This is a genomic window from Candidatus Thalassolituus haligoni, from assembly GCF_041222825.1.
Taxonomy (GTDB): Bacteria; Pseudomonadota; Gammaproteobacteria; order Pseudomonadales; family Oceanobacteraceae; genus Oceanobacter; species Oceanobacter antarcticus.
Genome location: NZ_CP139482.1, coordinates 3,032,745 through 3,059,296, shown reverse-complemented (window position 1 = coordinate 3,059,296; position 26,552 = coordinate 3,032,745). Strand labels below are relative to the sequence as shown.

The window sequence follows — 26,552 nt, the reverse complement described above, 5'->3', positions numbered from 1 at the left end:
TGTTGCAGAGTGTTGCTGCTCGCAGGCTGGGCAAGTGCTGCCACAACCGACATACTGAAGGTATGTGCAAGGTCGCCCGCCAGAATAAAGGAATCGTCATGTCCAAGCCGTTAACCATCGATTTTGTCTCTGATGTTGTCTGTCCCTGGTGCGCCATTGGCCTCGCCAGTCTGACTCGGGCGCTGCAACAGTTGGGCGATGAAGTCGATGCAACCATTCATTTCCATCCCTTTGAGCTGACACCCGACATGGGCAGTGACGGCGAATACGTAGTGCCGTATCTGTCGAGCAAATACGGTATCAGTCCGGAGCAGGTTGCCGCAAGCCAGGCGCAGATTACCGCACGGGGCCAGGATGTCGGGTTTGTTTTTGACTTTCGTGACGACAGTAAAAAATGGAATACCTTCAAAGCTCACCGGTTGTTGCACTGGGCCGGGTTGCAAGGTGAGAGTGACCAGCTGGCGTTAAAACAAGCGTTACTGTTGGCCTACTTTACTCACAATCAAAACCCGGATGATATTGATCTGCTGTGTGGTATCGCAACACAGGTCGGGCTGGATGGCGCTGCCGCCCGAACCGTACTGGAAAGTAATCAGTACGCGGATGACGTACTGGATGCCGAGCAACACTGGCAACAACAGGGCATCAGTTCTGTTCCGGCGATGATATTTAATGGCAGCCATTTGGTGTCGGGTGGGCAGCCGGAGGAAACGCTGAAAAAAGTTATTCGGGATGTGGTGAGGATGTCTGAAGCTATTAATTAACCGACATCGTTGTGTTCAGATCTGAGCTGACGCGTTAAATCCCGGTTTTTCTGGCGATATTAACCCATTGTTAACCTTCTTCCGTGCAGAATTCACAGATAGACATTGAGCTGGCTATTACCCGGCTCTGAATGTCCTTGTGAATCATCTGAGCATGGAAAACAATATGAAATCTGCCACCCGCCTGTACCTCGGCTTGCTATTGGCCATCACCCTGTTGTGGTTGCTGGCCGACTCCCTGTTACCCGAACCCTTTAGCTATTTCTCATTCCGCGCGGTGTTTATTCAGTACAGCGGAGCGATTGCCATGGCAGTGATGAGCCTGGCCATGGTATTGGCGGTGCGATCTTCCTGGTTGGAAGCACGACTGAATGGCCTGGATAAAATGTACCGGTTACACAAATGGCTGGGTATTACGGCCCTGGTGACAGCGGTGCTGCACTGGTGGTTTGCCCAGGGCACCAAATGGATGGTGGGTTGGGGCTGGCTGGAACGACCACAACGAGGAGCTCGGCCAGAGCAAACGCCAGGGCTGATTGAAGGGGCATTCAACAGTGTGCGCGAATTGGCCGAGCAAGTGGGTGAATGGGCTTTTTATGGTGCCGCCTTGTTGATGGTACTGGCATTGATCAAGCGCTTTCCGTATCACTGGTTCAAAAAGACTCATACCCTGATCGCAGTGGCGTACCTCGCATTGGTGTTTCACGCGGTAGTGCTGATCAAATTTGAATATTGGTCACAGCCGATTGGCTGGTTGTTGGCACTGCTGATTCTGGCTGGGACGCTATCGGCTGTGTGGATTTTGGCAGGCCGGGTGGGCAAGCGTCGTACGGTTGCAGGTCATATCGACAGTGTGATTCGCTACCCGGATATGAAGACGATAGAAACCCGTATCTGCCCGGATCATGGGTGGCCGGGACACCGCGCCGGACAGTTTGCTTTTCTGAAAAGCCGTGCGGATGAAGCGCCTCACCCCTTTACCATTGCCTCTGCCTGGAATCCGGCTGATCCCTGTCTGGTGTTTATCAGTAAGGCGCTGGGTGATCACACCGTTCAGATGATGGATTACCTGGAACCCGGTTTGCCGGTCTCGGTAGAAGGCCCGTATGGGTGTTTCAACTTTGAAGATGATCGTCCGCGTCAGATCTGGATAGGGGCGGGCATTGGCATTACGCCGTTTATTGCACGAATGAAACAACTGCAACAGCTGCCCGGCAAGCAATCGATTGATCTTTATCATACGACGGCTGACGTTGATGAACAGGCACTCGACAAGTTGATAAGCGATGCCCGTGATGCCTGTGTGGAGCTGCACCTGGTGCTCTCCGGGCAAGACAAGCGTTTGACGGCGCAACAGATTATGGAAGAGGTGCCAGAATGGCAGCAAGCCAGTGTCTGGTTTTGTGGCCCGGCAGCCTTTGGACAGCAACTTAACCGTGAGCTGACAGCCGCTGGTATGAATGCAGGCCGCTTCCATCAAGAAATGTTTGCTATGCGATAGTGTTATCGAGCCATCTTTGACCACACCAAAGTGGATGACGACAGCCCAATGGAGAAGGCGGGCTGTTCGCCCGCCTTGATAATCCGGTGTGTCAAAATGTAATTGATACACACCTTTAAAAATAAATACGTTAATAAAAAACGACTACAGCTCTAGTCGGCCAGCTTTTCGTACATAATCGCCACGGCGGACATTTTATTAAAGATAGACTCACTGGTGACCGAAATAACCGTTGGTACAAAATGGCCTTGTTCATCCAGCTTGAAACCGGAATTCGAAAATTTCCATTGTGACTTTACCTTGGCCAGTGCCGCCGATATCTCGGTGGTATTGGAGCTGGAAGTCGTCAGTGAATTGAGAGAATCATCAAATTCTTTTACCGACTTGTCGAAATCCTGTTTCAGGGTTTTGCCGTCAACGTTCCAGTACAAGGCAAAATAATACTTGGCAATTTTCTGGGTCAGTGTGGTGCCGTGCTCAGAAACTTCAACCAACTGGGCGATGGGCGAGTTGGATTGATGTGCAATGAATGCCACCGCGCTGTCTCAAATCGCTAGCAGCTCTTCACTTTCCTTGATGATGGAGATGGCTTTGGCCTGACTTGGCGGTGAGATAATGTTGTTACGGTAGTGCTCCCATGCCTGCGCCAATCGCCATGTAATCCTTGGCCATCCGTTGTGACAGCATACACAGGCTGCCGGTCAGGTATTCCGCTTCAGGAATTGTCAATGTTGCGGCTTGTGATAACAGTGGGAAGAGCAGAGAGATCGTTAAAGCAGAAGGTGCCAGATATTTCATAGAGTAATAAATTCGCGTTGAATAAGTGCTTTGGACAAGTCAGGGAATCCTGCCTTGCCGGATAATTATGTGTGATCATGAATGGATTGATTATACGGTAGTAACGTAAATGTAATGTTTATTTTTGTGATTAACTCGATAGTTTTTACAAAAAACAGAGTCTAAAAGACTTATTTTGTGACTTTTTTATTGTTTGATTTGAAAGATGTCGGACGAAATAAAAATCGTCGAAGGTGTTTTATAAATAAGAATGATTTTAATTTGTCTTGTTGTTGGCATTTTGATGTATTCCTGTGGCAATGATTAGGCTATATATCAGCTGCTGCTGAATCTCTTGGTGTCAAAAATTATCAATCAGCTATAACGAATAAGAACGTTTTATCAACGCTTGTGAATAGGCTCAGAGGCTCTGTCGGGCAGGGGCCGTATGCCGGGAGTGCCCTTATACTGCCAGCTCTTTAGCTACAAAGGCTCAGCGTCATTTTGCATTCGGCCAGAACCTGCTGAGAAAAATTAATGTAATCCTGGGTGACCAGGCCTCCATCCGTCGATTCACGCAGCATCAGTACCAGAGTCCAGACACCTTCCGTTGGCATTTGCATCGGCAGGGTGGCGGAACAATTACGAAAACAATGCTGGCCACTCAAGCTTCCCAAAGACTGGCTGGCAATCAGATAACCGGAAAAATTGCCGCTATTGTAGGCCGACTCCAGTGCCCAGATTTCTAGCGATAGACCGCCGCTGACGGAGCCGGCACTGCGGCGGCTAGCCACCTCGGCAACGTCCAGATACAGGGTTTCACCCTCAATGTGGTAACTGCACACACCGTTGAGCGCCAGTTCTTTTTGGGGAGAAGGCAGCGGGATTTGCATCGGAGTAGCCATGGAAAATATCCTGCGAGGAGAATAGTTGAGGGGCACAGCATAACAGGGAAAACCGTGAGCGGTAGACGCCAGAGTGGATAAATAAATAGCTCTCTGGCGCTCTGAGAGGAGCGGCTATTCGCTCTGTTTGGTATTCATACTTAACGCCATGGCCTCGGCGATTTTGATGCCGTCGATGGCCGCTGACATAATACCACCGGCATAGCCAGCACCCTCACCGGCAGGGAATAACCCTTGAGTGTTGATGCTTTGCAGGGTGTCGTTGTCGCGCTTGATACTGATGGGCGCCGAGGTGCGGGTTTCAACACCGGTGAGCAGGGCACCATCAAACGAGAAGCCCTTGATCTTCTTGTTGAACTCCGGGATTGCTTCGCGAATGGCCTCAATACAGAAGTCGGGCAAGGCGTCAGATAAATCCGTCAGCTTGATACCGGGTTTGAACGATGGCTGCACCGTGCCCAGTTGCTCAGGTTTTTCGCCGCGCAGGAAAGCGCCAACGGTTTGCGCCGGGGCATCATAGTTGCTGCCGCCCATAATATAGGCATGGCTCTCCAGCTGACGTTGCAACTCAATGCCTGCCAGCGGCCCACCGGGGTAGTCCGACGGATCAATCCCGACCACGACTGCGCTGTTGGCGTTACGCTCGTTGCGTGAGTACTGGCTCATGCCATTGGTGACCACGCGGTTTTCTTCCGAGGTGGCTGCGACCACTGTACCGCCAGGGCACATACAAAAGCTGTACACAGAGCGGCCATTCTTGCAGTGATGAACCAGCTTGTAGTCGGCGGCCCCCAGTATCGGGTTGCCTGCGTTTGGACCAAAACGGGCCTGGTCGATGACGGACTGCTCGTGTTCGATACGAAAACCGATCGAAAACGGCTTGGCTTCTATATAGACACCCTTGTTGAGCAGCATCTCAAAGGTATCGCGGGCGCTATGGCCAACCGCCAGTGCGATGTGCCGGGAAGCAATATGTTCACCATTGTCTCGCTCACTCTTGTTCAGAGTAACACCCGTTACCTGACCGTTTTCAATGTGCAGGTCATCGACACGAGCACTGAAGCGTATTTCACCACCTAACTCAATGATGGTTGCCCGCATCTGTTCCACCATCGATACCAGCCTGAAAGTGCCGATATGAGGCTTGCTGACATACAGGATTTCGTCGGGCGCACCAGCTGCAACAAATTCTTCCAGCACTTTGCGGCTGTATTGTTTGGGGTCTTTTACCTGGCTATACAGTTTGCCGTCGGAAAACGTCCCGGCACCGCCTTCGCCGAACTGTACGTTGGATTCGGTATTCAGTTCACGCTTGCGCCAAAAACCAAAGGTGTCTTTGGTGCGTTCGCGTACTTCCTTACCGCGTTCGAGAATCAGTGGTTTGTAACCCATTTGTGCCAACACCAGCCCGGCGAGTAAACCGCAGGGGCCGAAACCGATGATGATCGGACGCTCGGTCAGCGCATCAGGTGCTTTGGCAACCGGATGATAGTTGAGGTCGGGGGTTGCTTTGATGTTCTGGTTGTCGGCACATTTTTCCAGCAAGCCGGACTCATCTTGTACTTCGACATCCAGCGTATAGATCAACAGGATTCTGGTTTTTTTTCTGGCATCGTAGCCACGTCGAAAAATATCAAAGCGCACCAGTTGCTCAGCGTTGATATCCAGCATGGATACAATGGCGTTTTCCAGAGCCGCGTCATTGTGATCAAGAGGAAGCTGGATATTGGTCAGTCGAATCATAGGAAGTATCAGTGCCCGGAGCGGTGGGGTTTGGATGATGTTGAATAAGCGAACGCAAATTTTACGGCAGTTTGATTAAAAAATCTGCCCGTAGACGCGAGTGGCAGTGCGGATCTGTGTGCCGGGTAATCACTTCATCGATAGGCCTGGTAAGTCTTTCTAATGTCAGGAACCATCCGGTTTTTGTGTAGCGATGCAAATGTATGCAATACCCAGGGTACTGCCGTTTTCAGCTGCGGTTTGTTCCCTATACTCGGCGCAACGCTGGTGATTTGATCCAACCAGCAACTGACCCCTGGTTCAAGGGGTGATGGGTGATTTACAGGAGAAAACCATGATTAATGCTTTTACCAACTCCCGCAAAGCGCTTGCGGGTAGTGTTTTGGCGATTCTGCTCGGTGCTGTATCGGTGGCCGCGACAGCGGATGATGACCGGCCTGAGCGGGATGACGGTATGAAGGGGCATGCCTGTTTCGATGGCAGGGATCGGGATGGCTGGGATCGGGATGGCAGGAATGGCGGCGGCCGTCATATGCGTCATGCCGATACCGACAATATGAGACCCGGCATGATGTCAATGGGGCCAGGCATGATGCCAATGGGCCGGATGGGAGAAGAGCGCGAATTGGTCTGGCGTGATCTTGATCTGACCGATGGGCAGCGGGCAGATATGACCGGTATTCGCGATAAAATGCGCAAGGATCACTGGGCTGTTACCGGTGCAATGATGGACATACACAACACAATCCGTGATTTGTACGCTGCTGAAAAGTTTGACGAAAAAGCCCTCAACAAGGCGTATGGCAAGCTGGCGGAACTGCAACAGCAAATGTTTCTGATCGGCACTCAGGCAAAAACCAAAATGATGGCCTTGCTGTCGTCGGAACAACGTCAGCAACTGATGGATAAAAAACACGCATTTCGAGACTGACGGATCGTCGTCCCTGATTGCTGCTCTGGCTCCATGTGTCTGCATGGGGTCACGACGGGCAAGTCCATTCTCAGCGATTGTTGCCTTGTCCTTTTCGTCATCGCTGGTGACACCTTTAAAGGTAAAGGCCGAGAAAAACGGAGAAAGGTATTTTATGGATGAATATTCTTCAGGGTTTACAGGCAGCTATGTTACTCGGGTTGGCCATCGTTGATGGCGGTTTTAGGCTGAAATGCACGGTATATCAGACATTGCTGATTGATGGTTCAGGCTCATTTTGAAACATGCAGTGATTTTTAATATAAATGCTTAGTTTTTCTCATGATTCTACTGAAAAAGGATCGCTTTTTAAAAGAGTGGCTCAGACTTAGTATGCTCGCATCAACCAGCCAATCACCCGGAGCGACTCTCATGAACAACAACGAAACCAATACCACTACCCAAGCTAACGACACTATTGAACGCAGCATTGCTGAAGCGCGCGAATTACGCACTGAATATCTGGCTGAAATCATGTCTGGCGCCGCCGCAAGTTTTGGCGTTATGTTCAGCATCAAGGATGTATTCAGCAAGGTAGCAAAAACCAAATTCAGCCACTAAGGGCAATGGCAGGGCAGCGTTAAGCTATGCCTTGCGATAAGCAGTAAAACAGGTGATTGGCCGACTGTGAGGATCACCCCACAGTCAGGCTCAAGCCTGAGATACCATTTTTGCCAGTTCTGTTGAACACTCCCTTCAAAGACCTTCTCCCTGATTCTGTTTGCCAGCCGTTGTGGCTGACTCTGCCATTTATTGTTTCTCGTTAGCCTAATGTGATCCAGGTTGTTTTCAGCTGGGTAAACTTGTCGATGGCATGCAGCGACAGGTCACGGCCGAAACCTGACTGTTTGTAGCCACCAAATGGCACACTGTAGTCAATCGCATCCATGGCGTTCACCGAGACGGTGCCGGCCCGCAAACGGCGAGAGACGCGATAAGCGCGATTGATATTCAGTGTCCAGACCGAAGCAGCCAGGCCATAAATAGAGTCGTTGGCGATGCTGATCGCTTCCTCCTCATTTTCAAAAGCCATAACGGCGGCGACTGGGCCAAAGACTTCGTCCTGGGCAATGGCGAGATCCGTTGACACCTTGCCAAAGACTGTTGGCTCAACCAGACAAGATGACTCATCTCCCAAGCCGCCGGTCAGCAGCTCCGCCCCTTGGTTGATGGCTGTGCGGATATGGGATCGAACATTGGCAGCGTGGTTGGCATCAACCAGAGCACCCACTTGCGTGGTCGGGTCGAGGGGATCACCGACTGCCATCGCTTTGGCCTTGGCAACAAATTTCTCAACGAACACATCGTAGATACTCTTTTCCACCAGAATGCGGGAGTTGGCGGAGCACACTTCACCCTGGTTAAAGAAAATACCCAGCGCGGCATGTTCGACAGCAGCCTCCAGATCACAATCGGCAAAAATCAGATTCGGGCTTTTACCGCCGGTTTCTGGCCATACCTGTTTCATATTGGACTGGGCTGAGTAACTCATAAACAGCTTGCCGACGGCGGTAGAACCGGTAAAGGCGACGCAGTCGACATCCATATGCAGACCGAGTGCCTTGCCGACGACGTCGCCGTAACCGGTCACCACGTTCAGTACGCCATCGGGCAAACCGGCCTCTTTGGCCAGCTCCGCCAGTTTCAGTGCGGTCATCGGGGATTGTTCGGCGGGTTTCAGGATCACGGAGTTACCGCTGATCAGCGCTGGAGCCAGTTTCCAGGCGGCGATATCGAGTGGGAAATTCCACGGCACAATGGCGGCCACTACGCCCACCGGCTCACGGGTAATGGTGGCGATATTGGCACTGTTGGTGGGGGCGACTTCACCATAGAGTTTGTCGATGGCTTCGGCGTACCATTCAAAACATCCGGCGGCACCGGGGATATCAATGTTGTAGCAGTCCATCACTGGTTTGCCGACGTTGAGGGATTCCATCAAGGCAAAGGTTTCGCGCTGTTGCAGAATCAGCATCGCCAGTTTTTTCAGCACCGCTTTACGCTCTGCCGGTGACTGATCGGCCCATACGCCGGATGCAAAAGTAGCTTTGGCGGCCCCGACTGCGCGACCCACATCGTCGGTGCTACAGGCTGTTGTAGCGGTCAGTGTTGCGCCGGTGGCAGGGTTGATGGTGTCGTAGGTGGCACCGTCACTGGCGTCAACATATTCACCGTTAATCCATGCCTGTCTGGGCATGTTTAGCTGCTGTTGCTGCTCTAACCAGTACTGTTTGCTGAAGCGTGTCATAGTGCCCTCGGGTAATACGAGCGGGCACATCCCCAAACCGCCGTGCTCGACAATAAAATATTAACCATCGTTCGCGGCGTTTTTGAATGCGCTCTGAAAATACGTGTAATCCAAACAGAGGCTAATCGAGACATCGCGTCTTTAAAATACATTTTACCTGACCACTGCATTGTATTTTTCTATAAAGAAACCCTGACTGTTTATTGTTCAGCCTTGCGCCAGCGGCTGATTCACGGCAGATATTTCTGGATCAGTATTATCAATGCAGCTTTATAAATAAAAATATTTTAAGGCATTCCATTTTCTTCCTAGTCTCGGTCAATAGCTTCAGTCAGGGCGTTATCTGAAGGTCAAACCGACACTCCAGCACCTGGCCCGTCACAGAATATGGGTTTGGTGTCGCTGTGGGGTGTCGGCCTGGTCTTTTAATGCTCTGCCTGACGAACAGAAATCCGCTGCGGACATCGCCGTCAGCGAGGCTGGCTGTAAGCGCGCTGTCTTTTCACGTAGCAGCGCTTCTGATTAATGATGAGACTGGCAGAGTTATGACAACCCATACCCTTGATATCGATACGCTAGTTGTTGGCGCAGGTCAGGCGGGTATCGCCATCAGCGAACACCTGACCAAACTGGATATTCCCCACCTGATACTGGAACGCAACCGAATAGCCGAGCGCTGGCGCAGTCAGCGGTGGGATTCTTTGGTTGCCAATGGCCCCGTCTGGCACGACCGGTTTCCCGGTCTGCAATTTCAGGATATGGCACCCGATGAATTTGCCGCCAAAGAACGTGTCGCCGATTACTTTGTTGAATACGCCAGAAAAATGAATGCACCGGTTCGAACCGGTGTTGAGGTGACGCGAGTCACTCGTAATAGGAACCGTGCCGGGTTCACCATAGAGACATCCGATGGCGTCATCACGGCCAATCATGTCGTGGCGGCTACAGGGCCATTTCAGCAACCGCTGATCCCGGCTATTGCGCCTGCCGATGACTCGATATTACAAATCCATTCGGCTGAATACCGCAATCCACCGCAATTACCCGCAGGGAATGTGCTGGTGGTGGGTGCCGGTTCTTCCGGGGTGCAAATTGCCGATGAACTGCAACGCTCTGGCAAACAGGTCTATCTGTCTGTTGGTGCCCATGACCGTCCGCCACGCGCTTATCGTAACCGCGATTTTGTCTGGTGGCTGGGAGTTCTGGGGTTGTGGGACGCGGAGGAAGTTAGCCCCGGCAAAGAGCACGTTACCATTGCCGTCAGTGGTGCCCGAGGTGGCCATACCATTGATTTTCGTCGTCTGGCACAACAGGGCATGACACTGGTGGGGTTGACCAAAACATTTCATAACGGCCGCGCCATCTTTGCCAACAATCTGTGCGACAACATCCGTAACGGCGATGAAAACTACTTCTCGTTGCTGGATGCAGCGGATGCCTATATCGAACGTAATGGGCTGGATCTGCCGCCAGAGCCGGAAGCCAGAATCATGCTGCCAGATCCGCAATGCATGACCAATCCCTTGCTTGAGCTTGACCTGAAGGCGGCGGGTATTACCTCCATCATCTGGGCGACCGGTTTCAGCCAGGATTTTAGCTGGCTGCAGGTGGATGCGTTTGATGAGCAGGGCAAACCCCGCCACCAACGTGGCGTATCGAGTGAACCCGGTGTGTATTTTGTCGGCTTGCCATGGCTGTCGCGTCGAGGATCGACCTTTATCTGGGGTGTGTGGCATGACGCCAAGCACATCGCTGATCACATTGAGACCCAGCGCAAGTATGCAGACTACAAGGATGCTGCACAGCGTTAACTGCATGCTCAACCCGGTGGCGGTGATGCCGCACGATCATCATCGCCATCGACTCTTGTTACCAGCCTGATTGCGCGGGTTATTTTCTTGTTTATTCGGAGCCGATAGATGCCGACACACACTCGTATACGTATGTTTAACACCCGAGAGACCTACCCGAACCAGAGTCTTGACAATGATCTCTGCCAGGCGGTGAAAGCAGGCAATACCGTGTATCTCCGAGGGCAGGTCGGGACGGACTTTAACGGCAAGCTGATTGGTCTGGGGGATCCTCGTGCCCAAGCGGAACAGGCGATGAAAAACGTCCAGCAGTTACTGCAAGAAGCCGGATCTGATCTCTCTCATATCGTCAAAACCACCACCTATATTACCGACCCCCGGTTTCGTGAAGCGGTGTATCAAGAAACCGGCAAATGGCTGAAAGGCGTTTTTCCGATCTCAACCGGACTGGTGGTCGCCGGGTTGGGCCAGCCTGAATGGCTGATGGAAATTGATGTGATTGCTGTTATTCCCGATACGGTGGCAGGGGAAGCTCGATGACCTTTTCCGTTGCGGGGATCTGCCAGGACACCGGCATGGTCGGTTGTGCCATTACATCATCCAGCATTTGCGTCGCCAGTCGTTGTGCCTACACCCGCTCAGGTGTCGGGGTGGCGTTGAGCCAGAATGTCACCAACCCTGATCTGGGGCCACTGGCCTTGCACTATATGGCACAGGGCTGTGCCCCGGATGAAGTGTTGAAGTATCTGCAGCAGGCTGACCGTTATCTCGACTGGCGCCAGGTGGGCGTGCTGGATGCGCAGGGTCGGGGCATTACCTTCAGTGGCAAAGAAGCATTAGGCATCAATGCGACTCGGGTCGGGCAACACTGTCTCGCCATGGGTAACCTGCTGGCCAGTACCCATGTGCCAGATGCCATGATCGATGCTTTTGAGCACTCAACCGGTCATTTGGCTGAACGTCTGCTGATCGCTTTGGAAGCGGGTCTGAAAGCTGGTGGCGAAATGGGGCCGGTATTTTCCGCCGGTCTACAAGTCAGTGCTGAGCCGGATTGGCCCGTGGTGGATTTACGTGTGGACTGGCACGTAAGCCCGATTCATGAGTTGCGAATGGTCTGGGAGCAGTATCAGCCGCAAATTGACGATTATGTGAAGCGGGCCAAACAACCGGCTGATGCCAGTGCGTTTGGTGTGCCGGGTAACGAATAAATCGGCTTTTCAGCCTGTCCTTTAGCCACCCGATGAGACTGCTATGGCAACAGCACTGACCCGCACACTGTTAGAAACGCTGATTGGTTTTGACACCACCAGTGTTCATTCCAACCTGGCGCTGATGCATTTTATTCAGAACTACCTTCAACAGCATGGCGTCGACAGTACGCTGATTCATGATGAGAGCGGCGAGAAAGCCAACCTCTACACCACTATTGGGCCGCAAGACATCCCTGGCGTGATGTTATCTGGCCATACCGATACGGTGCCGGTGGCGGGTCAGCACTGGCATTTCCCGCCGTTTGAACTGACTGCACAGCAAGGCCGCTGGTATGGCCGTGGCACCACCGATATGAAAGGTTTTATCGCCGTGGTGCTGGCTGCTGTGCCTGACATGGTGAAGCAGCCGTTAGTCATGCCAATCCATCTGGCATTTTCTTACGACGAGGAAATTGGCTGCCTGGGTGTCCGCAGGCTGATAGATACCGTTCAAACGCTGCCGATCCAACCGGCTATGGCGATTATTGGCGAACCCACCAGCATGCAAATTGTTACTGCCCACAAGGGCAAGCTGGCTGGCAAGGTGACGGTGACGGGCAAAGCCTGCCATTCCGGTATGGCTCCGCTTGGTGTTAATGCCGTCAACTACGCTGCCCGGATGGTGGTCTGGCTGGAACAGCTGGCACGCGATAAACAACACAATGGCCCGTTTGCCGATGGCTATGAAATTCCTTTCACCACGGTGCATACCGGTACGATTCAAGGTGGCACGGCGTTGAATATCGTCCCTGACCACTGTGAGTTTGTGTTTGAATTCCGCAACATCGCCACAGAATCACCGCAGGATCTCCTGGCGTTATTCAAGCAATACGCCAACGAGTTGCAGCAAGAGATGCAAGCCCTTGATACTGGCTGTCGAATTGATTGCCGTATGACCAGTGAATATCCCGGTCTGACCACCGCCAGTGATGCCGACGTCATTCATTTTGTGCGGCAACTGACGGATCAACCGGGTTTGCACACCATTAACTTTGGTACTGAAGGCGGCTTGTTTTGTCAGGCGCTGGGGATTCCTACCGTGGTCTGCGGGCCGGGCAGTATGGATCAGGGCCACAAGCCGGACGAGTTTGTTGAAGCGGCCCAACTGGCACAGTGCGAAGTGATGATGCAGCGGCTGGTGGCGCTACTGGCAGAGCAAGCGGTATCCAGCCAAGCGGACTAGTCATGCGTGCATGTGGAGCTGTGAGCTGTGAGCTGTGAGATGTGAGATGTGAGATGTGAGATGTGAGATGTGAGATGTGAGATGTGAGATGTGAGATGTGAGATGTGAGATGTGAGATGAAGGGCAGGTGCGTAGTCATCCTGCCCATCGGTTTTACTGCAACATCAGCTCCGCTGCCTTCTCACCAATCATGATGCAGGGAGCATTGGTGTTACCACTGATCAGTGTTGGCATGATGGAGGCATCCGCTATTCGCAACCCTTCGATGCCCCGAACTTTCAGCTCCGGGGTAACTACTGCCAAATCATCCATCCCCATCTTGCAGGTGCCCACCGGATGGAACACCGTGGCACCGTATTCACGAATATAGGCCAATAATTCTGCGTCGGTTTGCACGGCAGCACCGGGCAGCATTTCCTTGCCACGAACGTCATCGTAGGTGTTGTCTGCCAATACCCTACGGGCCAGCTTCAGACCTTCGATCAGCACCTTGGCGTCGTCCATGTTTGACAGAAAATTGTAATCCAGCGCCAGCGATTGATCTGCTGCCAGACGTAATTCACCGATGCTTTTTGGCCGTAACACACAGACGTGAATGGCGTAGCCGTGGCCCCATTCGAACAGTCGTCCACGGTGACTGCGGTAGCCCGGTACATAGTGAAACTGTACATCGGGAATATCGCCTGCCAGCGGTGTTTTGAAAAAACCACCGGCTTCCACATAATTGGTGGTCAGCCAGCCCTTGCGGTTGGCCAGGTAACGTAATGGCGAGGTCAGAATGCTGGGCAAGGCACCGAAGGAAAAGCCCAGGGTGGTGGTGTTCTTCGAACGCACCGTTACCAGACCATCGAGATGATCTTGCAGGTTCTGGCCAACGCCGGGCAGATCAACCACTGGCTCAATACCGGCAGCCCGAAGCTGTTGCGCGGGGCCAATGCCGGACTTCATCAGAATATGCGGTGACCCGAGTGAACCGGCGCTGAGCACCACTTCCCGGCTGGCGTTCAAGGTCTTGCGCTGGCCGTTGTCGTTGACCACCATGCCGGTCACTCGCTTGCCTTCGAACGTCAGTTGTTCAACCTGGCAGCCTGTTCGTACGGTCAAATTGATACGGGTGTCCAGTACCGGGGCGACAAAAGCCTGGTAGCTGGACAGCCGTTTGCCGTCTTTCTGGGTCAGGTTGTAGATGCCGCAGCCTGCCAGTGTGGCACCGTTGAAATCGGAGTTTTGCTGAACCCCCAGAGCGCTTTTGGCGGCTTGTAAAAAACGGTAGCTGAAGGGGTTAGGATCTTTGGGTTTATCAACCAGCAACTCGCCTTGTTGACCATGAAAGTCTGCGGACTGGGCCAGCAGGTTATGTTCGGATTTGCGGAACAAGGGCAGCACATCTTGCCAGCCCCAACCGGGGCAACCGGCCTGCTCCCATTGGTCGTAGTCACTGGCATGGCCACGAATGTAAATCATGCTGTTCATCGAGGCCGAACCGCCCAGCGCCTTGCCTCGGGGGCAATGCAGCTGGCGGTTGTTCAGCTCATGTTGCGGAACGGAAAAGTAGTTCCAGCTATACACCTGGCTTTTATAAAGCGTAATGGTGCCAGCTGGTATCTGCACGCGCAGGCTGTTGTCACTGCCGCCCGCTTCTAGCAGTAATACCTGAACATCCGGGTTGGCACTCAGGCGATTGGCAATCACCGAGCCAGCCGAACCCGCACCTACAATGATATAATCGAACGATTCTGTCGTTTGCATAACGCGTCCCCTTTAATGGATTTCATCCAGATCATCATGCAACAGCGCCATAACGCGACGCTTGAGCGCGATAAATTCGGGTTCCATAGCCAGACTCAGAGTGCGGGGGTGGGGAATGTCGACGTTAATGATTTCCCGAATATGACCCGGACGCGCACCCATGACGAACAGTCGATCGCCTAGCAAAATGGCTTCGTCGATATCGTGAGTCACAAACACCACAGTTTTTTTCTTGTGTTCCCACACCCGTAACAACAGCTGTTGCATTTGCAGCCGGGTCTGGCTGTCGAGTGCACCAAACGGTTCGTCCATCAGCAGGATTTTCGGGTCGTTGGCCAGTGCTCTGGCAATGGCCACGCGCTGTTTCATACCGCCAGACAGCTGTTTGGGGTAGTTATCGGCAAAGTTCTCCAGCCCCACTTCCTTCAGATAATGCGCAACAATATCGCTGCGTTCTGGTGCTGGCACACGTTTGCGCTTCAATCCGAATTCAATGTTTTCCCTAACGGTGAGCCATGGGAACAGAGTGTAGCCCTGAAACACCATGCCCCGGTCAGGCCCCGGCTCGGTGACTGTTTCACCCGCTACCCGAATTTGCCCTTCAGTGGGATGACTCAAACCAGCCGTCAGAAATAACAGACTGGATTTGCCGCAGCCAGACGGCCCGACAATTACGGCAAATTCCTGATCACGAACTTCCATGCAGACGTTATCGAGTGCCGTAAATTCACCGCCGTCTGGCTTGGGGAAACGCAACGTGACGTTTTCAATCGACAACTGCACAGGGTGATCAAGAGTGGTGTCATCGGTGTGGGTCGCGACGGCGTGTGTGGTGTTCAGCTGTCCCATGAACCTAACCTCTTGCGTAAAACCCGGAAAAACTGGTCGGTAATCAGACCCAGCAAACCAATAATCATGATGGCCAGAAAGATAATATCGACCTGGAAGCCACGCATGGCCTTGAGGCTGATATACCCCAGGCCACTGGATGCGGCGACCAGCTCGGCAACCACCAGATAGGTCCAGGCCCAACCAATGGTGACTCGCAAGGTGTCCAGAACGCCCGGCAGCGAGGCTGGCGCAATAACGTGGGTCATCACCTCACGACGGCTGGCACCAAGAGTGTAGGCTGCCTGCATCAAGTCTTTGGGAACGCCACGGGCAATATCGGCAATCATCACCAGTTGCTGGAAAAACACCCCAAAAATAATCACCGTGACACGCTGCTCCAGACCAATACCAATCCAAAGAATAAACAGTGGCACGAACGAGGTGACTGGCAGGTAGCGCATAAAGTTGACCAGCGGTTCCAGAAACGCCTGCACAATGCGAAAACTGCCCATCATCAGTCCCAGCGGCACGGCGACGATCGAAGAAATAAAGAAACCAATAATAACGACCTGAAAACTGGCCCAGATATGCACCGCCAGAGAGCCGTTTTTAGCCATACGAACGCCAGCGTCAAAGACATCCAATGGTGATGGCAGGAACATTTTCGGAACGATTTCGGTGACTGAAAAAGTCACCCAGATCAATAACACCAGACTCCAGCCGATTAAACCTGTGCCGAGAACGAGCTGCTTTGGCAGCTCCTCCCGAGGAGTCAAACAGGTGTTCAGTACACCGCGTTTGCTTGACATCAAAAACTCCTCACTGCGCCACGAAGTCGCTGTTGATCAGCTGGTCGTAGGTCACATTGAGTTCGGTTTGTTGCAGCGCGCTCCAGGTGTCATTCGCCGTGGTAATCAGACTGGCGATATCACCCGGCTTGTTGCTGGTGCCGAACAGTTTTTCATTCATGGCCTTGTCGTAGAAACGGACATTGGCAGCGGCAGCGGCAAACTCAGCCGGGTCAGACAGGTAACCACCTACGCCCTTGGACATGATGGCATAGGCTTCCTGCGGGTGTTGCTTGATGTATTCGACCGCACGATAGAGGCCATCAACCAGGGCTTTGACATCGTCTGGCTGGTTCTTGATAACACTGCAGCTGAGCGCGACCACATCCACAATCACGCCAGGGGTTGTGCTGCTGTCGATCAGCACCTTGCCGGTTTTCTTGGCACGCACCATGGACAAATGAGGTTCCCAGGTAACGGCAGCAGGAATACGTCCGGCCATAAAGGCGCTGGCGGCATCGTCGGCGGTCATATTCTGGATTTTCAGATCTTTCAGGCTCATGCCGTTTTGCTTGAGTAAGTAAGATAACCAGAACTGGGAAACAGAGCCTTCGTTCACTGCAACCTGTTTACCTTTCAGGTCTTGCAACGAGTTCACATCGTCACCCACCAGAATGCCATCACCGCCGTAACTGTCGTCCAGTGCCACTACCGATTCAAAGCAGAACTTGGGGCGATATTTCAGAATCTCATCGACAGTCGAGGCTGAGCCATCGAGGTGACCCGACGCTTGTGCTGCCATGTACATGGATGACTCTTCGATGGTTTTAAGATCGACGGTCAAGCCTTTTTCCTTGAAGTAACCCAGGTCACGAGCCAGATACAAGGTGCCATAACCAACCCAGGTGGTGTGGCCAATGGATAACTCACCCGCATTCGCGGTGGTGGTTATCATGGTTGCTGTTGATAGCGCCAATACGGAACCCAGCGTTATCTTGCGAATACAGGAAATAATGCCGTTCGTTTTCATGTAAGTGCCCCACGTGAAGATTCAGAGTTTTCATATTCGGTTCTCCAAAAGTTAATCCTGTCGGGGTGGGGTTCATCAATTATCTTTTTCCTTAGGCCTGAATCATGTTTTATTATTCAGGCAAATAATGCCAATCCATAGTGCAAGATAAAAGAAAGCGCCTCATATAAGGGCGCTTGTTGGCAAGCTGTTTGCCGCCAGTAATGGCATGGTCACCGAGCTGACTTCTCCGAGTTGTATATCGCTGAACTCCGACATGTATTTTTTTATTTCCTTAATAAAGGCGCTGGCTGCGGGGGTTGGCACCGACTCCGACAACTTCACGACACCCATGGTCAAAGACACCAGGTCGTCTTCAATAGGGATGGCGACCAGATTGTCTGTGTCACTGTCTTGAGACAGCGGCATATTCAGCAAGGAGTAACCAAAGCCATTAGCCACCATGCCCCGCGCCATACTCAGGGAATGGGTTCGGTAGGCACAATTAGGGTTGAGGCCGAGGGAGATAAACAGCGACATAAAATATTGACGGCTGACTGGCCAATCCAGCATCACTAATGGCAATGGTGCCAATTCCGCCATGGATACCGACGTGCGCTGGCTCAAACCATGCTCACGATTGACAACGGCATACGGCGGCAGTGATACCAGTGGTTCAAAGGAGACACTGCTAGGCAATTCCATGTCGTAGGTGATACCGATTTCATAGGCACAATCCTGAATACCCTGAATCAGATCTTTCTGGTGTAACTCGCGGCAGTCCACATACACCGAGGGGTACTGGTCGACAAAACGTTTCAGAATGCTGGGTAACACCGCACCGGTAACGGTCGGAAAGCCCGCCACTTTCAAGGTGCCGGAAATCTCTGTGCCCAGGCTGCTGGCAAACTGGGCCAGGCTTTCTGCTTCTTTCAGCAGATTGCGGGTTTTGCGGTAAAACGCCAGCCCTTGTGGTGTCAGGCTCAGTCCTTGAGCGTGGTGACGAATAAACAGTTTGAGGCCGGTGACATCTTCCAGATGCAAAATTGCCGACGAAATCGACGGCTGCGAGACGTACAACAACTCAGCGGCTTTGGTGACACTTTGATGCTCACCGGCAACGGCAAAGTAACGTAACTGCTTCAGCGTGAAGTTCATGGGGTTCATGTCAATCTCCTCATTTTTTCTGGCGGCTGTTTTGCCACAGAAAAACAAATGCAAAATCTTATCTGGTATTGATATTCCTATGCAGACTCCTTGCCAGCTTTGCCACCAGCGTGATTAAGGAACGCAACCATTGCGTTTTTGACAGGGCCAGCAAAACATCCAACAGGGCCAGACCAGACAGCAGACACACCGACGGGGGCGGATTTTCAGCCATGTGCTGTATAATATTTTCAAATGTAACGATATGGAATATGTGATCAAGCATCTCCCTCGTCTTTGTTATGCTGAAAATCAATACAATGTCAGCGCCATAAACCATGGCAGATAAGTGGTAAAAAAAACTGTTAAACGGCCAATAAATACCGGTCAATAATGCCCATATATTCTTTGGCAACTCCGGCAGTGACGCCAACGATACCCAGTTGAAACTGCTGCGTTATTACTTCAACGCCATTGGCAAACCGGCAAAGAAAAGGGTTATCGCCCGCGAGCGCTCCTACCACGGCATTTAAAACCCTGGAAATTTACCAGCGTGACAACACTTTCGGCAGCGCCATTGCCTTCTGCCCACTACTGATTATTACCAAAGATCAGATAGACGAACTGCTGGGGATGTTCGACCGTGTTCTGGCCGAGACCAGACGGTACGTTGAAAAACAAGGTTACTGATTAGGGGGAGTTCTCAATGATTAAACCGAGCCTGCTGAGAGCCCGTTGGTGTCAGAACAAGGCATGAGGAGCGCGGTTTAGCGAGTTAAACAAGTGACGAATAACGCCGTGCTGGAAGCCACTGGCCTCAGCCCGAAGGGTCAGGGTCAATATCCCGCTATGCGGTGTTGTCGGACTTGAAAGGACTCGCTATTCTCGGCGTCCAGCGCCTTACCTGACGGAATTTGTCCCCCTGACAGGGCATGTTAAATAATTGAGAACGCCCCTGATCACTGATATCAACCTGAACCGTTGGCTGACTCAGGCAAAAAAGCGTTTAACCATCCGCCGAACGAAGTTGCCCTCCAGCGTCTTTTTGACATAGGGGACATAATGCTTGTCATCGCGTTGAATATGATTGGTTAACCACAAGCCAATATCCGAACGCACCTCCTTGGCGACCTTGATACTGTCTTCACCTGTTTCCAGCCGCTGGTCGTAACTGATCGCTCGTTGCCGAAAGGCCTCGTGAACCTTGGCATGAGCCGCCAACACCGGGTAATTGGCTTGCTCCATCAGGCTTTCTTCAAACGCGTTATGTGAAATGGAATAGTCAATCAAGGCCTTGGCCACTGCCCGAATTTTAAGGTCGTCCCGCTGCGTTATAGCAGCGTCGACCTCTTGTAAATAGTCAAAGATACGTTTGTGTTGGGTATCAATAATATCAATGCCGGTTTCAAACTCCGGGTTCCAATGAAATGGCTGCACAGGTTCCTTCCTAACTTAATGGGATCATAAAAATACGCGGGTTGAAATGCCCCCGACTCCGTGACAGCCGCCTGTTACCTGGCCACACTTAGAATGACTAACTGACCGACAACCAACAGCAACGCCAACACTACCAACAAGGCCTTGATCGCAGCTGGATACCCCAGCTCATGCCTGGATAATACCCATATCGAGGTGGCTGCCATGGTGATAACAACCGCTGTCATCGTGACCGTCAGAGCGCTCCAGCTCATGCTCGTTAATGATCAGGACAAAAGCTGCTCCAACCCAAGCGCATCAGGAATGACTCGGATAGAAAATATGGAAAAACAGGACATAGAACCTCCTGACCCAACCAGACTGCCGGGAAACAGGCAGTTCGTGGTAGGCTGTGAAATCAATTTCGATGGTGATCGGTGCTCCAACACCTTTTGCCTATATTAGGCATAAATACCCAATATGGGTAAATTGGAATTATAAATAGTGGGTGATGTAGTAGATAGATTAAATCTATTGCTGGATCTGGAACAAGTGAAGATGCCATGGCTGGAACAGCAAACTGGTATCAAGTCAGGGAAGTGGCACAAGGTGAAACGGCGCGAGAATGAAATGAAAGCATCCGAACTAGCAGTTCTCGGCACGGTGTGGCCTGAGTATGCTTACTGGCTAATGACTGGTCTGGAGCTCCCGGAAGCAGGGCAGATTAGCCCGATAACAAAAAGAGCCTCCGGCTAACCTGGATCCATCCAATCCTATCGATTGAACGATCCTTAAATAGATGGCGCTACCGTTGTTGAGCAGCAAAATACAAGGATGTGATAGGGAAATGATAATTCGCCCAAGGTTTGGGCTTTTGCTGGTTGTTAGATTGGGGAAGCCAAATCACCAAATACGACTGGAGCGTGACCCGCAAGATTCGCTACGCCGGTTTGGTCTGGGCTTTGCCCCTTGATCACCCCCCTTTAATCGGCAGGTCGAAATACACACCATTCCAGAAATTCGCCCCGAATTCCGCCGGTTGTTTGAACATAAACAGCAAATTATGGCACCGACAGCTTAGGTTATCTCGGCTGACGGTATGGGGTTGAGAATAGGGGCAGGCTAAATGGCACATTAACTCCGGGCCTTCCAGGCATTTCATATCCTTCATCGACAGCAAGAAATCCTTGAAACCGGTGGCTCAAACTCAGCTTATAACGGCTGGTATCACCGTCAGGGCTCAAACACCACTGTAGCGATTTCAAACGTATGGCCTTTCTTGTCGAGCAGAAAAACCGTCTTCTTACCTTCTAACGTCGCCGCTGTTGCTATGGCAGAACCGATTAAGGTCGAGAACATCAGCAGCCATGTCGCTACTGTTTGGAGTACCGGAATTATCATCTAGCAGGCTGCTGACCTGCTATCTGCGTTGCCACTACGGTGTCAAAAACAGGTTCAAATCGGTTGTTTATTAGCCATAAACTCCCTCTTTTCTCCTGTTTTTGCCTTGCGTTGACTGCCTCGAAAACAAACATCAACGGCCTGCCAGAAAATCAATCCTCGTAGTGTTCAATCGCCGGGCAGGAACAGATCAAATTCCGATCGCCATACACGTCATCAATACGACCCACGCTTGGCCAGAACTTGTGGGCACCGAGGTTTTTGGTGGGGTATACGGCTTGTTCGCGGCTGTACGGCCGATCCCATTCACCAACGGTGACGACTTCGGCGGTGTGGGGGGCGTGTTTCAGCGGGTTGTTTTCGGCGTCCAGTTGACCCCGTTGGACGGCGTCAATTTCACCTTTGATGGCGATCATAGCGTCGGCAAAGCGGTCGATTTCGGCTTTGGATTCAGACTCGGTCGGTTCGATCATGAAGGTGCCCGCCACTGGGAAAGACATGGTTGGGGCGTGGAAGCCGTAGTCCATCAAGCGCTTGGCAATGTCGACTTCGGTGATGCCGGTTTCGGCTTTGATTGGGCGCAGGTCGACGATGCATTCGTGTGCCACGCGGCCGTTCTGGCCGGAGTACAGAATCGGGTAGTGGTCACTCAGGCGTTTGGCCAGGTAGTTGGCTTTCAGCAGGGCGTTCTGGGTGGCGAGGCGCAGACCGTTGCCGCCCATCAGGGTGATGTACATCCAGCTGATCGGCAGAATGCTGGCAGAGCCGTAGGGGGCAGACGATACCGCGCTGTTGCCTTTGGCTTCGTTGTCTATCGGGCGTACGGCGTGGTTGGCGACAAAGGGAGCCAGTGCGGCGGTGACGCCAATCGGACCCATGCCGGGGCCGCCACCACCGTGGGGAATGGCGAAGGTTTTGTGCAGGTTCATGTGGGATACGTCAGCGCCGATAAAGGCGGGCTGGGTAATGCCGACCTGGGCGTTGAGGTTGGCACCGTCCATGTACACCATGCCGCCGTTGGCGTGAATCAGGTCGCAGATTTCTTTGACACCTTGTTCATAAATGCCGTGGGTCGACGGGTAGGTCAGCATCAGGCAGGAGAGCTGGTCTTTTAATTCTTCGGCCTTGGCTTTGAGGTCGTCGAAGTCAACGTTGCCCTGGGCGTCGCAGTTGGTGACGACCACGCGCATGGAGGCCATCTGGGCAGATGCCGGGTTGGTGCCGTGGGCGGAGCGCGGAATCAGGCAGACGTTGCGGTGACCTTCGCCACGGCTCTCGTGGTATTTCTTGATTGCCAGCAAACCGGCGTATTCGCCTTGTGCGCCGGAGTTCGGCTGCATACAGATGGCGTCGAAGCCGGTGATGGCGCGCAGGTAACCGTCCAGTTCGCCGATCATTGCTTCGTAGCCCTGGGTCTGGGACTTGGGTGCGAATGGGTGGATGTTGGCGAATTCTGGCCAGGTCACCGGGATCATTTCGGTGGTGGCGTTGAGTTTCATGGTGCAGGAACCCAGCGTGATCATGCTGTGGTTCATGGCTAAATCCTTCGACTCCAGACGCTTCAGGTAGCGCAACATGTCGTGCTCGCTGTGGTACTGGTTGAAGGTTGGATGAGTCAGAAAGTTGCTGGTACGTACCAGTTCGGCGGGCACAGAGGTGGAACCTGTGGCAACGATACTGGCGTCGAGGGTGTACACGTCGAGTTTGTGGCTGTCTTTATTGGTACCCAGAATCACGTCGAACAGCTGTTGCACGTCGGCCGTGTTGGTTTTTTCACCCAGAGTGATACCGAGTGTGTCTGTGTCGATGCCTAACGCCTGATCGTCACGCAGGTTGATTTCAGCGGTTTCGGCGCGGGCCAGTACGGCGGCGCGGTCGTTTACTTTAATGGTCAGGGTATCGAACCAGCTGCTGGTGACCAGTTTAATACCAGCGGCTTTGCCAGCGTCTGAAGTCAGACCAGCCGCAAGAATATCGGTCAAACGGTGGATGCGAGCGGCAATGGTCTTCAGACCCGTCGGGCCGTGGTAAACGGCATAGAACGACGACAGGTTGGCCAGTAATACCTGGGCGGTACAGATGTTGGAGTTGGCCTTCTCGCGGCGAATATGTTGTTCGCGGGTTTGCAGTGCCATGCGCAGGGCCGGTTTGCCCTGGGCGTCGATGGAGACACCGATAATACGGCCGGGAATCGAGCGTTTGAAGGCGTCGCGGGTGGCAAAGAAGGCGGCATGAGGGCCACCAAAGCCCATAGGTACGCCAAAATGCTGGGCGTTGCCGAGGACAATGTCGGCACCCATCTCACCGGGAGATTTCAGGGTTACCAGAGCCATCAGGTCGGTGGCGATGGCGACCAGGGCGTTGTTGTTGTGCAGGGCGTCGATGATGGCGGTGAAATCACGCACGTCACCGTTTTTACCCGGATATTGGAACAGTGCACCAAATACGTCGGCGCTGGCGGCGGCGTCAGCCGGGCCAACCAGAATGTCCCAACCAAAGGCTTCGGCGCGGGTTTTGACTACGTCGATGGTTTGCGGCAGGCAGTTTTGATCAATAAAGAAGGTGTTGGATTTGTTCTTCTTGACCGAGCGTTTGGCCATCGCCATGGCTTCGGCGGCGGCGCTGCCTTCATCCAGTAGCGAGGCGTTGGCCAGTTCCATGCCGGTCATGTCGATGACCATTTGCTGGAAGTTCAGCAGCGCTTCCAAACGACCTTGGGCGATTTCTGGCTGATATGGCGTGTAGGCGGTGTACCAGCCGGGGTTTTCCAGCACGTTGCGCAGAATGACCGGCGGAATAATGGTGTCGTGGTAGCCGAGGCCAATGTAGCTTTTGAAGACTTTGTTCCGGCTGGCTAAGGTACGCAGATAGTTCAATGCGTCAAATTCTGTCTTGCTGTCGGCAATAGCGAGGAATGGCGCTCGTAAGATATCGGCCGGGACGATTTCGGCCGTCAGCGCGTCGATGGAGTCGGCATTCACCGTAGCTAGCATGGCATCGGCTTCGACGTGGTCAATTCCTGTGCCGTTTGAGGCAATGTGGCGACCTACAAAGGCATCGCGTTGTTCCAGTTGTTGCAGTGACAGAGTGGGTGTCATTGAGAAGGTTACCCTCAGTTTAAAAGCAAAGAACCCCTGAGGAGTCAGAGGTTCGAATGTGTGCTGCTGTGCGGCAGCAGGGTTGCGCGCGGTGTTGCGTCACTTGTACTTGTGACTTGTACTTGTGACTCGGGTGGGGAGAATCAGCCTTCGCAAGCCGCGCTATAGGCATCGGCAGCCATCAGATTTTCCAGGTCGGCGGCATCGGCCAGTTCCATCTTGAAGAACCAGGCTTCACCGTATGGGTCTTCGTTGACTTTTTCCGGAGCATCGACCAGGTCTTCGTTGATGGCGATGATCTTGCCAGCCAGTGGCGCATAGATATCGGAGGCGGCTTTTACTGATTCAACCACGGCGCATTCGGCGTCGGCTTCGAATTCGGCGTCGATTTCTGGCAGCTCAACGAAGACCACATCGCCGAGTGCTTCCTGGGCAAAATCGGTGATGCCGATGGTCACGGTGCCGTCGGCTTCGACACGAATCCATTCATGAGATGCGACGTATTTCAGATCTGCAGGTACATTGGCCATGTTCTTTCTCCAGGCTATTGATGTTGCGGGTGCGCTTGAGAGACCAGCAGCAGACAGGGCCGGGTAATGTCGGGGTATCTGTGTGCTGGTCGGCACGGCAACAGCAGTATGTTAATTCAGGGTTATCGTTGTTGCTGCATTCTACGGCGTCCGGCAGTTGGCTGAAATGCCCCTGCGCGAACGCTACCTACTTAATTGGAACTATTTACTCGTAGACCTTTTTACCGTTACGCACAAAGGGCAACTTAACGACTTTGGCCGCTATCTGTTTGCCACGAATATCCACCAAGCAGCGATCACCAGTGGCTACCGGCACGCGCGCCATGGCGATAGAGCATTCCAGCGTTGGGCTGAAAGTGCCAGAGGTAATCTCGCCGGTTTGTTGCTCGCCGTTACCCAGATCAACGATCACCTTCTGGTGTGAACGCATAATGCCACGGCCTTCCAGTATCAGGCCAACCAGCTTGTTGGGCACGCCTGTGGCTTTTTCGGCTTCTAGCGCGTCGCGGCCAATAAACGGTCGGTCGGTCGGTTCCCAGGCAATGGTCCAGCCCATGTTGGCTTGCAAGGGGCTGACGGTTTCGCTCATGTCGTTGCCGTAGAGGTTCATGCCGGCTTCCAGTCGCAGGGTATCGCGCGCGCCCAGACCACAGGGTTGTACATCGGCTTCCAGCAAAGATTGCCAGAATGCAGCGATTTCTGTTTCTGGCACCATGATTTCCAGACCGTCTTCACCGGTGTAACCGGTACGGGCATAAAACCATTCGGCCTGCCCCCGACCCTGAAAGACTTTCAGGCCGTCAATGGCGCTGGCCGCTTCCGGTTTGACCAGTTTTACCTTGGCAATGGCGTGCGGGCCTTGCACTGCGACCATGGCCAGCTCTGGACGCTCGGTGAGGCTGAGGTTGGAAAAACCGCGCAGGTTTTTCTCCATCCATTCGAGGTCTTTGGATCGCGTCGCCGAGTTCACCACCAAACGGTAACCGCCGTCGGCCTTGTAGACGATCAGGTCGTCAATCACGCCGCCATCCTGGTTCAGCATGCCGCTATACAGCGCCTTGCCTTTTTCCTTCAAACGGGCGACATCGTTGGCCAGCAGTTTTTGCAGGTAATCCGTGGCATCGGAGCCAGCCAGATCAACAATGGTCATGTGTGATACATCAAACATCCCGGCGTGTTCGCGCACCGCCTTGTGTTCAACAATCTGGGAACCATAGTGAATCGGCATTTCCCACCCGGCGAAGTCCACCATCTTGGCGTTGGCTTCCAGGTGTTTGGCATACAAAGCAGTACGTTTGGCCATGGAGCGTCCTGTGTCTGGGTTACCTGAAACGCACTCGGCAGCAGTTGCCGGGGGCGTGAAAAAAAGGGCGGCAAGTATACAGCTTTGTGGTGAGCAGGGCATCTGCTGCAGGGGATTTGTTACGGATTC

At 52.9% G+C, this 26,552-nt stretch carries 24 protein-coding genes; 9 read left to right on the top strand and 15 right to left on the bottom strand.

The features are described from left to right. Nucleotides 1-98 precede the first annotated feature (98 nt). Entirely contained in the window at nucleotides 99-764 is a 666-nt protein-coding gene (locus SOJ49_RS13645) for a DsbA family oxidoreductase (RefSeq protein ID WP_369855048.1), read from the top strand. A 166-nt stretch (nucleotides 765-930) separates the two neighbouring features. Next, entirely contained in the window at nucleotides 931-2,265 is a 1,335-nt protein-coding gene (locus SOJ49_RS13640) for a ferric reductase-like transmembrane domain-containing protein (protein ID WP_369855047.1), read from the top strand. Between the two features lie 152 nt (nucleotides 2,266-2,417). Here SOJ49_RS13640 and SOJ49_RS13635 read toward each other — a convergent pair whose 3' ends face one another. The 3 genes from SOJ49_RS13635 to SOJ49_RS13625 all read right to left on the bottom strand — a co-directional run bounded on the left by SOJ49_RS13635 (nucleotide 2,418) and on the right by SOJ49_RS13625 (nucleotide 5,690). Next, complete coding sequence (locus SOJ49_RS13635; RefSeq protein WP_369855046.1) at nucleotides 2,418-2,801, bottom strand: hypothetical protein; 384 nt, start codon at nucleotides 2,799-2,801, stop codon at nucleotides 2,418-2,420. A gap of 720 nt (nucleotides 2,802-3,521) precedes the next feature. Next, nucleotides 3,522-3,947, bottom strand: coding sequence for a hypothetical protein (locus SOJ49_RS13630; protein ID WP_369855045.1), 426 nt, complete (start codon nucleotides 3,945-3,947; stop codon nucleotides 3,522-3,524). 114 nt (nucleotides 3,948-4,061) lie between these two features. Further along, nucleotides 4,062-5,690 carry an NAD(P)/FAD-dependent oxidoreductase gene (locus SOJ49_RS13625; protein WP_369855044.1) on the bottom strand — a complete coding sequence of 543 codons (1,629 nt, stop codon included), beginning with the start codon at nucleotides 5,688-5,690 and terminating at the stop codon, nucleotides 4,062-4,064. A gap of 334 nt (nucleotides 5,691-6,024) precedes the next feature. Between SOJ49_RS13625 and SOJ49_RS13620 the strand changes: the two genes are divergently transcribed. Both SOJ49_RS13620 and SOJ49_RS13615 read left to right on the top strand, forming a co-directional pair. Further along, the gene (locus SOJ49_RS13620; RefSeq protein WP_369855043.1) at nucleotides 6,025-6,621 is read left to right on the top strand and encodes a Spy/CpxP family protein refolding chaperone; all 597 of its coding nucleotides are present in this window, start codon (nucleotides 6,025-6,027) and stop codon (nucleotides 6,619-6,621) included. A 411-nt stretch (nucleotides 6,622-7,032) separates the two neighbouring features. After that, nucleotides 7,033-7,221, top strand: a complete 189-nt coding sequence (locus SOJ49_RS13615; protein WP_369855042.1) for a hypothetical protein — start codon at nucleotides 7,033-7,035, stop codon at nucleotides 7,219-7,221. A gap of 202 nt (nucleotides 7,222-7,423) precedes the next feature. Here the strand turns inward: SOJ49_RS13615 and SOJ49_RS13610 are convergent, their stop codons facing one another. Continuing rightward, nucleotides 7,424-8,908 (bottom strand): aldehyde dehydrogenase, encoded by a 1,485-nt coding sequence (locus tag SOJ49_RS13610; protein ID WP_369855041.1) that lies wholly within the window; start codon nucleotides 8,906-8,908, stop codon nucleotides 7,424-7,426. Between the two features lie 545 nt (nucleotides 8,909-9,453). Between SOJ49_RS13610 and SOJ49_RS13605 the strand changes: the two genes are divergently transcribed. The 4 genes from SOJ49_RS13605 to argE all read left to right on the top strand — a co-directional run bounded on the left by SOJ49_RS13605 (nucleotide 9,454) and on the right by argE (nucleotide 13,152). Beyond that, a complete protein-coding gene (locus SOJ49_RS13605; RefSeq protein ID WP_369855040.1) occupies nucleotides 9,454-10,719 on the top strand; it encodes a flavin-containing monooxygenase in 1,266 nt (421 codons plus the stop codon). 108 nt (nucleotides 10,720-10,827) lie between these two features. Continuing rightward, on the top strand, nucleotides 10,828-11,259 hold the full coding sequence (locus SOJ49_RS13600; RefSeq protein ID WP_369855039.1) for a RidA family protein: 432 nt from the start codon (nucleotides 10,828-10,830) through the stop codon (nucleotides 11,257-11,259). Continuing rightward, nucleotides 11,256-11,927 (top strand): DUF1028 domain-containing protein, encoded by a 672-nt coding sequence (locus tag SOJ49_RS13595; RefSeq protein ID WP_369855038.1) that lies wholly within the window; start codon nucleotides 11,256-11,258, stop codon nucleotides 11,925-11,927. The genes SOJ49_RS13600 and SOJ49_RS13595 overlap by 4 nt, the downstream gene beginning before the upstream one ends. Nucleotides 11,928-11,970: 43 nt before the next feature. Then, nucleotides 11,971-13,152: an acetylornithine deacetylase gene (gene argE / locus SOJ49_RS13590; protein WP_369855037.1), complete on the top strand. Its 1,182-nt coding sequence runs from the start codon at nucleotides 11,971-11,973 to the stop codon at nucleotides 13,150-13,152. A 153-nt stretch (nucleotides 13,153-13,305) separates the two neighbouring features. On the opposite strand, the gene SOJ49_RS13585 is transcribed toward argE, so the two are convergent. The 7 genes from SOJ49_RS13585 to SOJ49_RS13555 all read right to left on the bottom strand — a co-directional run bounded on the left by SOJ49_RS13585 (nucleotide 13,306) and on the right by SOJ49_RS13555 (nucleotide 20,112). Beyond that, on the bottom strand, nucleotides 13,306-14,901 hold the full coding sequence (locus tag SOJ49_RS13585) for a GMC family oxidoreductase (RefSeq protein ID WP_369855035.1): 1,596 nt from the start codon (nucleotides 14,899-14,901) through the stop codon (nucleotides 13,306-13,308). Nucleotides 14,902-14,913: 12 nt separating this feature from the next. Then, nucleotides 14,914-15,750: an ABC transporter ATP-binding protein gene (locus SOJ49_RS13580; RefSeq protein ID WP_369855034.1), complete on the bottom strand. Its 837-nt coding sequence runs from the start codon at nucleotides 15,748-15,750 to the stop codon at nucleotides 14,914-14,916. Beyond that, nucleotides 15,738-16,541, bottom strand: a complete 804-nt coding sequence (locus SOJ49_RS13575; RefSeq protein ID WP_369855033.1) for an ABC transporter permease — start codon at nucleotides 16,539-16,541, stop codon at nucleotides 15,738-15,740. The genes SOJ49_RS13580 and SOJ49_RS13575 overlap by 13 nt, the downstream gene beginning before the upstream one ends. Nucleotides 16,542-16,551: 10 nt before the next feature. Beyond that, nucleotides 16,552-17,550: an ABC transporter substrate-binding protein gene (locus SOJ49_RS13570; protein ID WP_369855032.1), complete on the bottom strand. Its 999-nt coding sequence runs from the start codon at nucleotides 17,548-17,550 to the stop codon at nucleotides 16,552-16,554. Nucleotides 17,551-17,712: 162 nt separating this feature from the next. Continuing rightward, a complete protein-coding gene (locus tag SOJ49_RS13565) occupies nucleotides 17,713-18,696 on the bottom strand; it encodes a LysR family transcriptional regulator (protein WP_369855031.1) in 984 nt (327 codons plus the stop codon). 58 nt (nucleotides 18,697-18,754) lie between these two features. Beyond that, a complete protein-coding gene (locus SOJ49_RS13560) occupies nucleotides 18,755-19,108 on the bottom strand; it encodes a hypothetical protein (protein WP_369855030.1) in 354 nt (117 codons plus the stop codon). 557 nt (nucleotides 19,109-19,665) lie between these two features. Beyond that, complete coding sequence (locus SOJ49_RS13555) at nucleotides 19,666-20,112, bottom strand: bacteriohemerythrin (RefSeq protein WP_369855029.1); 447 nt, start codon at nucleotides 20,110-20,112, stop codon at nucleotides 19,666-19,668. A 483-nt stretch (nucleotides 20,113-20,595) separates the two neighbouring features. Between SOJ49_RS13555 and SOJ49_RS13550 the strand changes: the two genes are divergently transcribed. Continuing rightward, complete coding sequence (locus SOJ49_RS13550; protein ID WP_369855028.1) at nucleotides 20,596-20,847, top strand: hypothetical protein; 252 nt, start codon at nucleotides 20,596-20,598, stop codon at nucleotides 20,845-20,847. A 477-nt stretch (nucleotides 20,848-21,324) separates the two neighbouring features. On the opposite strand, the gene SOJ49_RS13545 is transcribed toward SOJ49_RS13550, so the two are convergent. From SOJ49_RS13545 to gcvT, 4 genes are all read right to left on the bottom strand, one after another. Then, a complete protein-coding gene (locus SOJ49_RS13545; RefSeq protein ID WP_369855027.1) occupies nucleotides 21,325-21,492 on the bottom strand; it encodes a hypothetical protein in 168 nt (55 codons plus the stop codon). A gap of 152 nt (nucleotides 21,493-21,644) precedes the next feature. Further along, nucleotides 21,645-24,590 (bottom strand): aminomethyl-transferring glycine dehydrogenase, encoded by a 2,946-nt coding sequence (gene gcvP / locus SOJ49_RS13540; protein WP_369855026.1) that lies wholly within the window; start codon nucleotides 24,588-24,590, stop codon nucleotides 21,645-21,647. Between the two features lie 143 nt (nucleotides 24,591-24,733). Beyond that, nucleotides 24,734-25,120 carry a glycine cleavage system protein GcvH gene (gene gcvH / locus SOJ49_RS13535; protein ID WP_369855025.1) on the bottom strand — a complete coding sequence of 129 codons (387 nt, stop codon included), beginning with the start codon at nucleotides 25,118-25,120 and terminating at the stop codon, nucleotides 24,734-24,736. 205 nt (nucleotides 25,121-25,325) lie between these two features. Next, the gene (gene gcvT, locus SOJ49_RS13530) at nucleotides 25,326-26,423 is read right to left on the bottom strand and encodes a glycine cleavage system aminomethyltransferase GcvT (RefSeq protein ID WP_369855024.1); all 1,098 of its coding nucleotides are present in this window, start codon (nucleotides 26,421-26,423) and stop codon (nucleotides 25,326-25,328) included. Nucleotides 26,424-26,552: the final 129 nt, after the last annotated feature.

What these genes read in the sequence shown, in the direction of transcription:
- argE (WP_369855037.1), top strand. Translation starts at nt 11,971, where the DNA reads ATGGCAACAGCACTGACCCGCACACTGTTAGAAACGCTGATTGGTTTT.
- SOJ49_RS13630 (WP_369855045.1), bottom strand. Translation starts at nt 3,947, where the DNA reads ATGGCTACTCCGATGCAAATCCCGCTGCCTTCTCCCCAAAAAGAACTG.
- SOJ49_RS13645 (WP_369855048.1), top strand. Translation starts at nt 99, where the DNA reads ATGTCCAAGCCGTTAACCATCGATTTTGTCTCTGATGTTGTCTGTCCC.
- SOJ49_RS13610 (WP_369855041.1), bottom strand. Translation starts at nt 8,908, where the DNA reads ATGACACGCTTCAGCAAACAGTACTGGTTAGAGCAGCAACAGCAGCTA.
- SOJ49_RS13605 (WP_369855040.1), top strand. Translation starts at nt 9,454, where the DNA reads ATGACAACCCATACCCTTGATATCGATACGCTAGTTGTTGGCGCAGGT.
- SOJ49_RS13570 (WP_369855032.1), bottom strand. Translation starts at nt 17,550, where the DNA reads ATGAAAACGAACGGCATTATTTCCTGTATTCGCAAGATAACGCTGGGT.
- SOJ49_RS13620 (WP_369855043.1), top strand. Translation starts at nt 6,025, where the DNA reads ATGATTAATGCTTTTACCAACTCCCGCAAAGCGCTTGCGGGTAGTGTT.
- SOJ49_RS13580 (WP_369855034.1), bottom strand. Translation starts at nt 15,750, where the DNA reads ATGGGACAGCTGAACACCACACACGCCGTCGCGACCCACACCGATGAC.
- SOJ49_RS13575 (WP_369855033.1), bottom strand. Translation starts at nt 16,541, where the DNA reads ATGTCAAGCAAACGCGGTGTACTGAACACCTGTTTGACTCCTCGGGAG.
- gcvH (WP_369855025.1), bottom strand. Translation starts at nt 25,120, where the DNA reads ATGGCCAATGTACCTGCAGATCTGAAATACGTCGCATCTCATGAATGG.
- SOJ49_RS13595 (WP_369855038.1), top strand. Translation starts at nt 11,256, where the DNA reads ATGACCTTTTCCGTTGCGGGGATCTGCCAGGACACCGGCATGGTCGGT.
- SOJ49_RS13615 (WP_369855042.1), top strand. Translation starts at nt 7,033, where the DNA reads ATGAACAACAACGAAACCAATACCACTACCCAAGCTAACGACACTATT.
- SOJ49_RS13585 (WP_369855035.1), bottom strand. Translation starts at nt 14,901, where the DNA reads ATGCAAACGACAGAATCGTTCGATTATATCATTGTAGGTGCGGGTTCG.
- gcvT (WP_369855024.1), bottom strand. Translation starts at nt 26,423, where the DNA reads ATGGCCAAACGTACTGCTTTGTATGCCAAACACCTGGAAGCCAACGCC.
- SOJ49_RS13600 (WP_369855039.1), top strand. Translation starts at nt 10,828, where the DNA reads ATGCCGACACACACTCGTATACGTATGTTTAACACCCGAGAGACCTAC.
- SOJ49_RS13640 (WP_369855047.1), top strand. Translation starts at nt 931, where the DNA reads ATGAAATCTGCCACCCGCCTGTACCTCGGCTTGCTATTGGCCATCACC.
- SOJ49_RS13625 (WP_369855044.1), bottom strand. Translation starts at nt 5,690, where the DNA reads ATGATTCGACTGACCAATATCCAGCTTCCTCTTGATCACAATGACGCG.
- SOJ49_RS13545 (WP_369855027.1), bottom strand. Translation starts at nt 21,492, where the DNA reads ATGATAATTCCGGTACTCCAAACAGTAGCGACATGGCTGCTGATGTTC.
- gcvP (WP_369855026.1), bottom strand. Translation starts at nt 24,590, where the DNA reads ATGACACCCACTCTGTCACTGCAACAACTGGAACAACGCGATGCCTTT.
- SOJ49_RS13565 (WP_369855031.1), bottom strand. Translation starts at nt 18,696, where the DNA reads ATGAACCCCATGAACTTCACGCTGAAGCAGTTACGTTACTTTGCCGTT.